Below are 12,642 nucleotides of genomic sequence, written 5' to 3'. Positions count from 1 at the left end.
GTTGCGAGATCTCCACACGCTCCGATCCCCACGCCGGCTCTGCTCCCCTGACCGGACGGCAATGACGACGATGCGGGAATCCCCGGTGCGTGGGCTGTACGACCCCGCTGACGAACGCGACGCCTGTGGCTTCGGCCTGATCTCGACGATCGGCGGCGCGCCCGCGCGCGAGATCGTCGACGGCGCACTGCAGGCGCTGTCGCGCATGGCCCATCGCGGCGGCATCGCCGCAGACGGCCTGTCGGGCGACGGCTGCGGCGTGCTGCTGGTCGGCGTCGAGGCCTTTGTGCGCACGCTCGCCGCCGAAAGCGGGTTCGTCGTCACCGGCTCTCGAATCGCTGCCGGCATGGTGTTCCTGCCGCACGACGCGGCCGCCGCCGCGCAGTGCCGAGAGACCCTGTCCGCGCAGTTGGCGGCACTGGACGTGCGCACGCTCGGCTGGCGCGAGGTGCCGCTCGACACTGCCGCACTCGGCCGCCTGGCGCTGTCGTCGCTGCCGCAGGTGGCGCAGGTGTTCGTCGAAGCCGATGACGACGATGCGCCGGCGTTCGAGCGCGCGCTGTACCTGGCGCGCCGCCGCGCCGAGCAGGTGCTGCGCGACGTGGCCGACTTCTACGTCGTCGGGTTGACGCCCGGCCTGCTCGGCTACAAGGGCATGGTGTTGCCGAGCCACCTGACCCAGTTGTTCCCGGACCTGGCCCGGCCGGACCTGGCCGCGGTCACGGCGGTGTTCCACCAGCGCTTTTCGACCAACACGCTGCCGCGCTGGCCGCTGGCGCACCCGTTCCGGCGGCTGGCGCACAACGGCGAGATCAACAGCATCGAAGGCAATCGGCGCTGGGCCCAGGCGCGCCGCGGGGTCTGGGCATCGCCGCTGCTCGACATCGGCGAGTTCGAGGCGCCGGTCACGATGCATGGCTCCGATTCGCAGAGCCTCGACAACATGCTCGAGTGGCTGCTGCTCGGCGGCATGGACCTGCTGCAGGCGATGCGCATCCTGATGCCGCCGGCAACCCAGTCGCTGGAGTACAAGGACGCCGACCTCGCCGCGTTCTATGAGTACTACGCGATCAACTCCGAACCGTGGGACGGGCCGGCCGGCGTGGTGATGTGCGACGGCCGGTATGCGGCCTGCACCCTCGACCGCAACGGCCTGCGCCCGGCGCGCTGGACGCTCTCGCACGACGGCATCTTCGTGATCGCCTCCGAGACCGGTGTGTGGGACGTCGCGCCCGAGCGGGTCAAGGCCAAGGGCAAACTCGGGCCGGGCGAGATGATCGCGATCGATCTGGCCGCCGGCACATTGCTCGACAACGACGCGATCGACGCGGTCAACCGCGCGCGCGCGCCATACAAGCAGTGGCTCAAGCGCGGCATGAGCTATCTGCACACCGAACTGATCGACCCGGCGCTGGCCGCCGAGCCCTTCCCCGCCGACACCCTGTTGGCGTTCCAGAAGCTGTTCCAGCTCACCCGCGAGGAACAGGAATCGGTGTTGCGCCCGCTGGCGCAGACCGAGCAGGAAGGGATCGGCTCGATGGGCGACGACGTGCCGATGGCGGCGATCAGCCAGCGCGTGCGCCCGCTCTACGACGGCTTCCGCCAGGCGTTCGCGCAGGTCACCAACCCGCCGATCGATCCGCTGCGCGAGGGCGGGGTCATGACCCTGGCCACGCAGATCGGGCGCGAGGGCAACCTGTTCCTCGACCGCGCCGAGAACGTGCACCACGTGCTGCTGAACTCGCCGGTGCTCTCGCAGCGCAAGCTCAGGCAGTTGCTCGCGCTGCCGCGCTTCGAGCACGCCAACCGACTGCTGCACCTGTACTTCGGCCAGGACGAAACGCTCGAGGCCGCCCTGCACCGGCTGTGCGCCGAGGCCGAAACGGCGGTGCGCGAGGGTGTGGAGATCCTGCTGCTGAGCGATCGTTATCCCAAGCGCGGCACCGCACCGGTGCACGCGCTGCTGGCGACCGGCGCGATTCACCTGCACCTGGTGCGCATGGGGCTGCGCTGCGACGCCAACCTGCTGGTGGAGACCGGCACCGCGCGCGATCCCCACCATTTCGCCTGCCTGATCGGCTTTGGCGCGACCGCGGTCTATCCCTATCTCGCCTACCAGACCCTGCATGGACTGGCGCGGCGCGGCGTGATCCCGACCCAGAGCGGCGACGAGATGCTGCAACTGGGTCGCAGCTACCGCCGCGGCGTGCGCAAGGGCCTGCTGAAGATTCTGTCGAAGATGGGCATCGGCAGTATCGCCAGCTATCGCGGCGCGCAGTTGTTCGAGATCGTCGGACTCGATGCGGAAGTCGTCGCGCTGTGCTTCGAGGGCACGCCATCCCGCATCGGCGGCGCTGGCTTCGCGCGCCTGGAGGCCGACGCCTGGGCGCTGGCCGCGCAGGGCTGGGACGATACCGCGCTGCCCGAACCCGGCGGCCTGCTGCACTACGTGCACGGCGGCGAGTACCACCAGTTCAATCCCGACGTGGTGCAAGCGCTGCAGCGCGCGGTCGCCACCGGCGCGCGTGAGGACTGGCGTCGCTACGCGGGCCTCGTCGACACCCGGCCCCCGGCCGCGCTGCGCGACCTGCTGCGGCCGCGCGCGGCGGCCATGCCGGTACCGCTCGACGAGGTCGAACCGGTCTCGGCAATCGTGCGCCGATTCGACTCGGCGGCGATGAGCCTGGGCGCGTTGTCGCCCGAGGCGCACGAAGCGTTGGCGATCGCGATGAACCGGCTGGGCGGACGCAGCAACTCCGGCGAGGGCGGCGAGGACCCGGCGCGCTACGGCAGCGAGCGGCGCAGCAAGATCAAGCAGATCGCTTCGGGCCGCTTCGGCGTGACGCCCGAGTACCTGATCAACGCCGAGGTGCTGCAGATCAAGGTCGCGCAGGGCGCCAAACCCGGTGAGGGCGGCCAGTTGCCGGGCAGCAAGGTCGACGCGTTGATCGCGCGCCTGCGTTATGCCAAGCCCGGCATCGGTCTGATCTCGCCGCCGCCGCACCACGACATCTACTCGATCGAGGACCTGGCGCAGTTGATTTTCGACCTGCGCCAGGTCAACCCGCAGGCGCTGATCTCGGTCAAGCTGGTCAGCCATGCCGGGGTCGGCACGATCGCCGCCGGCGTGGTCAAGGCCGGCGCCGACCTGATCACGATCTCCGGCCACGACGGCGGTACCGGTGCCAGCCCGCTGGGCTCGATCCGCTACGCCGGCGCGCCGTGGGAACTGGGCCTGTCGGAGGCGCGCCAGGCGCTGCAGTTCAACGACATGCGCGAGCGCGTACTGCTGCAGACCGACGGCGGGCTCAAGACCGGCCTGGACGTGATCAAGGCCGCGCTGCTGGGCGCCGACACATTCGGCTTCGGCACCGCGCCGATGATCGCGCTGGGCTGCAAGTACCTGCGCATCTGCCACCTCAACAACTGCGCCACCGGCGTGGCGACCCAGGATCCGCGGCTGCGCGAACACCACTACAAGGGCCTGCCCGAGCGCGTGGAGGCGTTCTTCCGCAATGTCGCCGAGGACGTGCGCGAGCACCTGGCGGCGCTGGGCGCGCGCGCGCTCGACGAGATCGTCGGCCGCACCGACCTGCTCGAGCAGCACCTGCGCCGCACCCGCGACCACGTCGACATCGACCTGTCGATGCTGCTGCGCCGCGATCCCGACAAGCCGCTTGGCTACTGCGGTGCCCCGGCGCTGCAGGCGCCGCCCGACGGTCTGGCGGCCGCGCTGGACGCGCGCGTGTCCAAGGCGATCGCACGCGGCGACGGTGGCAGCTATGACTTCGAGATCCGCAACACCGACCGCAGCATCGGCACGCGCCTGTCGGGCGCGATCGCGCGCGTGCACGGCAACACCGGCATGGCCGACCGGCCGCTGACGCTGCGCCTGCGCGGCACCGCCGGCCAGAGCCTGGGCGCGTTCAATGCGGGCGGCCTGCACCTCGAACTGGAGGGAGAAGCCAACGACTACGTCGGCAAGGGCATGGCCGGTGGCCGGATCGTGTTGCGTCCACCGGCCGGCAGCGCGTTCGAGTCGCGGCTCACGCCGATCCTCGGCAACACCTGTCTGTATGGCGCGACCGGCGGCGAGCTTTACGCTGCGGGCCGCGCGGGCGAGCGCTTCGGCGTGCGCAACTCGGGCGCGGTCGCAGTGATCGAAGGCGCCGGCGACCATTGCTGCGAGTACATGACCGGCGGCGCGGTCGCGGTGCTGGGTCGCACCGGCCTGAACTTCGGCGCCGGCTTCACCGGCGGCATCGCCTACGTGCTCGACCTCGATCGCGACTTCGTCGACCGCTACAACCACGAGTTGATCGACATCCTGCGGGTGACACCAGAAGCCTTCGACAACTACCGCTCGCACCTGCGCGATTTGATCGAGACCCACGCCCGCCTGACCGGCAGCGCCTGGAGCGCCCGCATCCTCGACGAGTTCCGCGACTTCGTCGGCAAGTTCTGGCTGGTCAAGCCCAAGGCCGCGAGCCTGGCGGCACTCGCCGAAGACCTGAGGCGGGCGGCATGAGGTCCGTGTTGCGCACATCCGCCTTTACGATCTGCTTCGCATCTCGCGCAACGGAGTCCACCTGATGACCAAGCGCGATGTGTTTCGGTTCCTCAAGGAGCCGCGCGAGATGCCGGGCAAAGTGCCGCTGACGCTGCGCACGGCCGGCGACTGGAACGAGCTCTATGGCGGCTTCGGGCCGAGCGAGGCCGCGCACCAGGCCGATCGCTGTCTCGATTGCGGCAACCCGTACTGCGAAGCCAAGTGCCCGGTGCACAACTACATCCCCAACTGGCTGAAGCTGGCGCAGGAAGGGCGCGTGCACGAGGCCGCGGCGCTGTGCCACGAGACCAACCCGCTGCCGGAGATGTGCGGCCGCGTGTGCCCCCAGGACCGGCTGTGCGAGGGCGCGTGCACGCTCAACGACGGCTTCGGCGCGGTGACCATCGGTGCAGTCGAGAAGTACATCGTCGATACCGCATTCGCCCAGGGCTGGCGGCCGGACCTGTCGAAGGTCGTGGCCACCGGCCGGCGGGTCGCGGTGATCGGTGCCGGGCCCGCCGGGCTGGCCTGCGCCGACCGGTTGGCGCGCGCCGGCATCGAGGCGGTCGTGTTCGACCGCTACGAGCAGATCGGCGGCCTGCTGCAGTTCGGCATCCCCAGCTTCAAGCTCGACAAGACGGTCATCGCCACCCGGCGCGCCGTGCTCGAGGGCATGGGCGTGACGTTCCGGCTCGGCGTGGAGATCGGCCGCGACATCGCGCTCGACGCGCTGCTGGAAGACTTCGATGCGGTGTTCCTGGGCACCGGCGCCTACCGCTACACCGATGGTGGCCTGGCCGGTCAGGACCTGCCGGGCGTGTTGCCGGCGCTGCCGTTCCTGGTGCACAACGGCCGCCTGGTCACTGGCGGCGACACCTGGGGCCGGCCGATCGCCGGCTGGGAGGACACGCTCACGCTGCCGAAACTGACCGGCAAGCGCGTGGTCGTGCTCGGCGGCGGCGACACCGGCATGGACTGTGTGCGCTCAGCCGTCCGACTGGGCGCGGCCAGCGTCACCTGTGCCTACCGTCGCGACGAAGCCAACATGCCCGGCTCGGCGCGCGAAGTCGCCAACGCCCGCGAGGAAGGCGTGCGCTTCCTGTTCAACCGCCAGCCGCTGGCAATCGAAGCCGATGCGGACGGCAACGCGGCCGGCGTGCGCATGGTCGAGACCCGGCTCGGCGACCCGGACGCGAACGGCCGCCGTGCCGCCGTTCCGGTCGCGGGCAGCGAATCGATGCTGGCCGCCGACGTGGTGATCATCGCCTTCGGCTTTTCGCCGGCCGTGCCGGCCTGGCTCGACCCGCACGGCGTCGAGGCCCAGGCGCCGGGCAGCGGGCGCATCCGCGTCGGCGGCGAGCGTCGGCTGCCGTATCAGACCGCGCATGAGCGTGTATTCGCCGGTGGCGATGCGGTGCGCGGCGCCGATCTGGTGGTCACCGCGGTGCAGGAAGGCCGCGACGCAGCCGCAAGCATCGCGCGCATGCTGCGCCGACGGGTCGCCGACACGACGCGGGCCGCGCTCGACGCCATCTGATCGACGCTGCGTGCCGCTGCGCGGTTTGCGTGGGCATGCGCCGGAACGCAGAACGGGGCCCGAAGGCCCCGTTCTGTTTCCATCGATGCAGCGTGGCCTCAGAACTTCAGGCCCACTTCCACCGTCAGCGTGCGCGGAAAGTAGAAGATCCCGGCATTGCGGTTCACCGACACGTAGCCGGTGTCGAGTTGGCCGCCTTCGCCGAAGTAGTTGCTGCTGCCGTCGGGTCCGCCGTAGACGTAGCTGTCGTAGTTCTTGAAGTTGAACGCGTTGAGCAGGTTCACGCGTGCGGTCAGCCGCGTGTCGCCCCCCAGCACGAACTCCTTGGTCGCCTGCAGATCCACGGTGCGGTAGCTCCAGATGTCGCCGCCGACCAGGAACTTGCCGTTGCCCGGCGGCACGAAGCCGACGAGTTGGCAGGTCGAACCGTCCCAGCCCTGGACGCCGTAGCAGGCCACGGTGTTGATCGGGTTGGCGGTCTCGAGCACCAGCTTGGCGCCGTAGGTCACCCCCCACGGCCCGTCGACCGAGGCCGAGGCGGTGAAGCGGTGCTTGGGCTGGTTGCTCGACTTCACGAACGGGAAGTACTGCAGCCGCGCCTTGTCGAAGTAGTCGAACTGGCTGTCGTTGTCGCGGCTGTTCTGGCGCGCCTGGGTATGGGTGTAGGCGATGTTGGCGCCCCAGCCCGATTCCTTGGTGTACGGCTTGTCGGCCGCCAGCAGGATCTGCGTGCTGCGCTGCTCGACGCCGTTGTCGCCCAGGATCACGCCGCCGAAGCCCGGCGGCACGCGATCGGAGGCGCCCCACGGCGGGCTGCCGTCGGGGCTGAAGAACGCGCCGTCGGGATAGCGGTTGCCGAGCGTGTAGCCGAAGCCGTCGCGGGCGAGGATGCGCTGCACGGTGACGTCGGTCAGCCACTGCCCCACCTGGTTGCTCATGCCCAGGCTGAACTGATCGCTGTAGGGCGTCTTGAGCCGGTTGTTGAGCATGAACGCCTCGGCGGCATCGCGCGAACCGGTGATACCGGCGAGCACGTCCGCCCCGCCCAGGTAGGCCGGGTCCCAGGCGACGCAACGCGAGCCGGTGATCGCCACGCACTGGCCGGTCGCCGGATCGGCGAACTCCAGGCGCACCAGCGAGATCGAGCCCTTGTGGCGCTCGAACGCGAGGTCGCGGAACAGGTTGCGGTCGTAGGACCGGCCGGCGCCGCCGTGGATCACGTGACGCTCGTCGGCGCCCAGGTCGTAGGAGAAGCCGAAGCGCGGCGCCCACGCGTCCTTGAAGTTCTTGCGGTTGCTGCCGGTGCTGATGTAGTCGAGCGGGTTGATCGCATCGATACCGCCGTTGAGCCAGCGGTCGACCCAGCGCTGCCCCGGATTCTGCGGATCGGCGGCGTAGAGCGCATCGACGAAGGCCTTCGGGGTGACGTGGTCGGTGTAGGCCGGCACGTCCTCGTAGTCCCAGCGCACGCCGAAGTTCAGCATCAGATGCGGGTTCACCTGCCAGTCGTCCTGGATATAGAACCCGTACTGCTTGGCCGTGGTCTCCACGCGCGGGCTCAGGCCGGGGGTCGCGAACGGCGCGATGAACTCCACGCGGTAGGGCTGCGCGGCGATCTGGCCGGTGGCCGGGTCGAACTCCCACGAGAACTGCGGGTTCAGCGGCTCGCCGTCGCTCGACGCCAGCTCGATGTTGCGGTAGTTCACGCCGACCTTGACGGTGTGATCGCCGTTGAACTCGAAGCTGTTGAAGGTCAAGTCGTCCTGCAGCGACCAGCCCTTCTGGTGCTGCGACTGCAGGCTGAACCCGCTGGCCGGGCCGAGCTGCAGCAGCGTGGCCTCGGTCAGCGGCGGGCGGCGGTCGATCACGGTGTAGATGGCGCCGTTGCCGAACGAGACCGGCGTCTTGGAGTTCTGCGAGTCCTGGGTGCTGACGATCAGTTCGTTGTAGAAGCGCTGGCCGTAGTGCATCCACTTGAGATTGACGCGCTTGTCCTCGTTGATGCGCGCATCGCCGTGCTCGGGCGTGCTGATGCCCCCGACGTTGCCGATCACGTCCTCGTCGCGGTACTGGCCGCTCAGTTCCAGGCGGTCGTTGTCGCCGATGTCCCAGCTGAGCTTGGCGAAGTACAGGTCTTCTGCGAACGGCAGCGTAGTCGCGCCGTAGTAGCTGCGCAGGTTGTCGGGCAGCCGCAGATACGCCTCGCCCGACGCGGCCTCGGGCTGCACCGAGCGGGCGTAGATGTTCTTCTTGCCTTCATAGGCGACGAAGAAATGCATGCGGTCTTCGATGATCGGGCCGCCGAGGGCGAAGCCGTACTCCTTGACCTGCGAATCGTCCTTGTCGGTCTCGTCGGGCCGCTTGGCGCGCATGCGCTCGTTGGTGAAGCGGTAGAACATCTCGCCTTCGAACGCGTTGGTACCCGAGCGCGTGGCGGCGGTGATCGCCGCGCCGCTGACCTGGCCGTACTCGGCCTTGTAGTTGGAGGTGATCACCTTGTACTCGCCGATCGCCAGCTGCGGGAACGGATTGCCCGGGCTCTCGTTCTGGCCGGCAATGCCGCCTTGCTGCACGTAGCTCTTCTGGCTGACGCCATCGATGTAGAGGTTGGACGAGCTGGTGTTGGTCGCGCCGGCACGCAGCGTCGCCCGGCCCTGGGCGTCGATCTTGAACTGCATGCCCGGGACGGTGTCGGCGAACTCGAGGAAGTTGCGCGTGGCCTGCGGCAGCTGCTGGATCTGGCGCAGCGAGATCGTGTTGCCGACCTCGGACGTGCGCACGTCGCGCAGCAGCGGGGCAGTCACGGTGACCCCGCCGATGTCGGTGACCGGGCCGTCGGCCGGCACGCCTTCGGCGACCGCCCCCTGGATGTCCAGCGTCGCGGTCGAGGCGACCGACAGCGTCACCGTCTGCGGCTCGCCACCGGCGTCGACGCGGTAGGTGCCCGGCGGCAGGCCAACGAGCGTGTAGGCGCCGCCGGCATTGGTCTGCACACGGCGCACGGCACCGGTGGCGACGTTGGTCGCGGTTACGGTGGTGCCGGCTTCGGCCGAGCGCACCTGCCCGCGCAGCGTGGCGCTGGTGGACTGGGCGAACGCAGGTGCGGCAACGGCCAGACAGGCGGCCAGCGCGCAGGCCAGCAGGGCGGGTTGAGGAACACGGGGCGAACGGGTTGCGTTCATGACATCCCCTCCAGGGGGCTTTTTAGGGTCGTGGTGGATGACGGTCGGGACAGCACGGGACGGCACAGCGGCAGCGCGTCCATGCGCAGGCACGCGCCAGCACAGGGCCGGCACATGGGGAAACGGGAAACGCGGCCCGGGCGATCGGCAGGGCCGCGCAACGTGCGCCGCGCGGCGGCGGGCGTTGCGGACCGGACGTTGTCGACGCGCCGGACTCCTGAACATCGCGGGAAAGAGCGCCGATGCATGTCTGCATCCGCTCCAGGCCGGATCGGTCTCCACCGATCGCACAGGCCGTGGCGCGCTGGGGCGCGTCGCGACGAACGCCGGGGACCGTCGCCTCGCCCGCCCTTCGCGAAGAGCGGATGGGGTCACGATCCGGCGCGCATCGTAATCCTGCGGCCGAACCGCGTCCATGGGCTGGCGGCGGCGCGCATCGCGGCTGGTGTCGGCCCATGCGCGAAGGGCCGTCTGCGGATCGCGGCGCCCCGCCCTGCCGTGCGACCCGCTGTCGCGCCCTGCGATGCCGTCGGCTCTGTCCGCCTTTCTTCGCCGCAGGTCGCCAGCGGGCAGCAGCAAGCAGATCAACCCGCGATCTCGCTGGCCCCTCCCCCGGTTTCGTCCGGCCGCCAGTCGTCGCATGATGGCGGCATGCACCGCGTTCCGAGCCTTCTCGTCCTGATCGCATGCCTGGCCGCGGCAAGGTCCCCGGCGGCAGCCGGCGACGACGTCGTCGTGTACCGGTGTACGGATGCGCGCGGACAGGTCGCGCTGCGCGACTCGCCGTGCAGCGAGGGCCATCGCCAGGAGGTGCGCACGATGATCCGCCCGGTCGATGCCGCACCCACGCCGCGACCGCCGCGGCCGACGCCTTCGGCCGAACCGGCAGTCGCCCCCGCGCCCCCCCAGGTGGTCGTGGTCCGACCCCCGCAACCGATGTACCGCTGCGTGCGTCCGGACGGCAGTACGTACACCAGCGATTCGTCGGCGGGCAATCCGCGCTGGGTGCCGCTGTGGACGCTGGGCTACGGGCCGCCGCAGCGCGGCCCCTCGACCCGGATCGGCGTGGAGGCCGGCCGGGGCGGCGGCCGGGTGGACGTGGACATCGACGCAGGCACGCGGCGCGGGTGGCGCGGCGGCTACGGTGACGCCGGCACCTGGGTCCGCGACGACTGCAGCCCGCTGCCGCAGGCCGAGGTCTGCAGCCTGCTGGCCGATCGCCGCGAACAGATCCGGCGCCGGTTCTTCAACGCCCAACCCAGCGAACGCGCGCGCCTGCGCGGCGAGGAGACCACGATCAACGCCCGCCTGGGCCAGGACTGCGGTCGATGACGCGCGGCCTGCTCGCGGCCGTGGCGCTGCTGCTGTCGGTCGTGGCCGTCGGCACCGCCGCCGCCGATACCGTCATCTACCGCTGCACCGACGCCGACGGCGCGGTCACGTTCCAGAACGGCCGCCCCTGCGCGCCCGGACAACAGCAACAACGGCGCGTGGTCGAGATCGCGGCGCCCCTGCCCGCCTACGTCGCGCCGGCACGCCCGGCACCGGCAGCGACGCCCGCACCGGCGCCGCGCACGCCCCCGGATGTGGCGGCCGAGCCGCCGGCCGTGCGCACCCCGCCGCCACCGCTGTACGCCTGTCGCAGCTACGACGGCCACATCGACTGGCGCGAGGACGCCACCCCGCCCACGCGCTGCCGGCCGATGCAGACCGTCGGCATCGGTGGCCTGCCGGGCATCGGTGCCGGCCAGGCTTGCGAGCGGGTCGAGGACAGCTGCGAGGCGGTCGCCGCCGATGCGCTGTGCGCGGCCTGGCAGGCGCGGCTGCACGAAGCGGAGTTCCGCTGGCGCTACGCCGACCGCGCGACCGGTCCGGCGCTGCGCCAGGCCTACGAGCAGATGCGTGCGACCTGGGACGGGAGCGCATGCGCGGCGGACCCGCCGTGACCCCAGTGGGCTGCCTCCGCCCTCAGAACCCGTAGCGCAGGAAGCCGCCGTCCACGGCGATGCATTCGCCGGTGATGTAGCCCGCCGCCGGCAGGCACAGGAACGCGACCGCCGCCGCCACTTCCTCCGGCTCGCCGATGCGTCCCATCGGCGTGCGCAGCAGCACTTCGTCGAGATAGTCGGGATCGGCCAGCGGTGCGGACGTGCGCCGGGTGCGGATGTACCACGGCGCCACCGCGTTGACGCGGACGCCATCCTCGGCCCATTCGGCCGCGAGATTGCGCGTCATCTGGTGCAGCGCCGCCTTGCTCATGCCGTAGACCACGCCCGTGCGCACATGGGTGATGCCCGACACGCTACCGACGTTGACCACGCTGGAACTGGCATGGCGGGTGAGCAGCGGATGCGCCAGGCGGGTGAGCTCGAACGCGCTGAACACGTTGATCTCGAAGATCTCGCGCCACTCGTCCTCGCCGTACTCGGTCGCCGCACGCGGCACGTTGCCGCCCGCGTTGTTGACCAGGATGTTCAGCCCCTGTCCCTGATCCTCGACCCAGTCGAGAATCTCGCCGCGCTGCTCCTCGTCGACGACATCGGCGATCAGCGCGCGGACGTCAGCCTGTGGAAACGCCTCGAGCAGTTCCTCACGCGCGGCCTCGAGCGCGTCGCCGTTGCGGCCGACGATCAACACCGTGGCGCCAAACCCCGCCAGCTCACGTGCGATCGCCCGCCCGATGCCGGCGCTGCCACCGGTCACCAGGGCACATTGGCCATCCAGGCGCCAGCGCTGCGGATCCATCGACATATCCTCGTTTCGACTGCGCCTAGGATACCGCCGAGTCCGCCATCGGAGATCGCCACGATGCCGAGGCGTGCGGGAAAGCGCCCCCATCCCAGCCTTCCCCCTCACGCGGGAGAAGGGGCCAAAGCCTGGACGCTGCAGTGAAGCCGCCTCCCCGCCTGCGCGTCGGGTGGAGGCATGCGCCTGCCACGGAAGAAGCGCCCCCATCCCAGCCCTCCCCCGCACGCGGGGGAAGGGGCCAAAGTCTGGACGCTGCGGTGAAGTCACCTCCCCGCCTGCGCGTCGGGTGCAGGCTTGGACCTGCCACGGAAGAAGCGCCCCCATCCCAGCCCTCCCCCGCACGCGGGAGAAGGGGCCAAAGCCTGGACGCTGCGGTGAAGTCACCTCCCCGCCTGCGCGTCGGGTGCAGGCTTGGACCTGCCACGGAAGAAGCGCCCCCATCCCAGCCTTCCCCCGCACGCGGGAGAAGGGGCCAAAGCCTCAACGCTGCGGTGAAGTCACCTCCCCGCCTGCGCGTCGGGTGGAGGCATGGACATGCCACGGAAGAAGCGCCCCCATCCCAGCCCTCCCCCGCACGCGGGAGAAGGGGCCAAAGCCTGGACGCTGCGGTGAAGTCACCTCCCCGC

Annotated in this window: 6 protein-coding genes; 4 read left to right on the top strand and 2 right to left on the bottom strand. The window is 70.4% G+C overall.

Annotated elements, in window-relative coordinates; all coding sequences use genetic code 11:
- Positions 1-70: 70 nt before the first annotated feature.
- Together gltB and ABE505_RS15430 are read left to right on the top strand one after the other, a co-directional pair.
- Positions 71-4,528: a glutamate synthase large subunit gene (gene gltB / locus ABE505_RS15435; RefSeq protein ID WP_346441877.1), complete on the top strand. Its 4,458-nt coding sequence runs from the start codon at positions 71-73 to the stop codon at positions 4,526-4,528.
- 64 nt (positions 4,529-4,592) lie between these two features.
- On the top strand, positions 4,593-6,086 hold the full coding sequence (locus tag ABE505_RS15430; RefSeq protein WP_346441636.1) for an FAD-dependent oxidoreductase: 1,494 nt from the start codon (positions 4,593-4,595) through the stop codon (positions 6,084-6,086).
- Between the two features lie 98 nt (positions 6,087-6,184).
- Here the strand turns inward: ABE505_RS15430 and ABE505_RS15425 are convergent, their stop codons facing one another.
- Positions 6,185-9,268 carry a TonB-dependent receptor gene (locus ABE505_RS15425; protein WP_346441637.1) on the bottom strand — a complete coding sequence of 1,028 codons (3,084 nt, stop codon included), beginning with the start codon at positions 9,266-9,268 and terminating at the stop codon, positions 6,185-6,187.
- Positions 9,269-9,919: 651 nt separating this feature from the next.
- On the opposite strand from ABE505_RS15425, the gene ABE505_RS15420 reads away from it, so the two are divergent.
- On the top strand, positions 9,920-10,600 hold the full coding sequence (locus ABE505_RS15420) for a hypothetical protein (RefSeq protein ID WP_346441638.1): 681 nt from the start codon (positions 9,920-9,922) through the stop codon (positions 10,598-10,600).
- On the top strand, positions 10,597-11,214 hold the full coding sequence (locus tag ABE505_RS15415) for a DUF4124 domain-containing protein (RefSeq protein WP_346441639.1): 618 nt from the start codon (positions 10,597-10,599) through the stop codon (positions 11,212-11,214). The genes ABE505_RS15420 and ABE505_RS15415 overlap by 4 nt, the downstream gene beginning before the upstream one ends.
- 22 nt (positions 11,215-11,236) lie before the next feature.
- On the opposite strand, the gene ABE505_RS15410 is transcribed toward ABE505_RS15415, so the two are convergent.
- Positions 11,237-12,013, bottom strand: coding sequence for an SDR family oxidoreductase (locus tag ABE505_RS15410; protein ID WP_346441640.1), 777 nt, complete (start codon positions 12,011-12,013; stop codon positions 11,237-11,239).
- Between the last annotated feature and the right edge of the window lie 629 nt (positions 12,014-12,642).

The organism is Luteimonas sp. TWI382 (assembly GCF_039674545.1).
Classification (GTDB): Bacteria; Pseudomonadota; Gammaproteobacteria; order Xanthomonadales; family Xanthomonadaceae; genus Luteimonas.
The sequence above is the reverse complement of the archived record's forward strand: the minus strand, read 5'-3'. Positions and strand labels throughout refer to the sequence as shown.

Coding starts and splice junctions, on each gene's coding strand:
- gltB (WP_346441877.1), top strand. CDS start 71: ATGCGGGAATCCCCGGTGCGTGGGCTGTACGACCCCGCTGACGAACGC.
- ABE505_RS15430 (WP_346441636.1), top strand. CDS start 4,593: ATGACCAAGCGCGATGTGTTTCGGTTCCTCAAGGAGCCGCGCGAGATG.
- ABE505_RS15410 (WP_346441640.1), bottom strand. CDS start 12,013: ATGGATCCGCAGCGCTGGCGCCTGGATGGCCAATGTGCCCTGGTGACC.
- ABE505_RS15415 (WP_346441639.1), top strand. CDS start 10,597: ATGACGCGCGGCCTGCTCGCGGCCGTGGCGCTGCTGCTGTCGGTCGTG.
- ABE505_RS15425 (WP_346441637.1), bottom strand. CDS start 9,268: ATGAACGCAACCCGTTCGCCCCGTGTTCCTCAACCCGCCCTGCTGGCC.
- ABE505_RS15420 (WP_346441638.1), top strand. CDS start 9,920: ATGCACCGCGTTCCGAGCCTTCTCGTCCTGATCGCATGCCTGGCCGCG.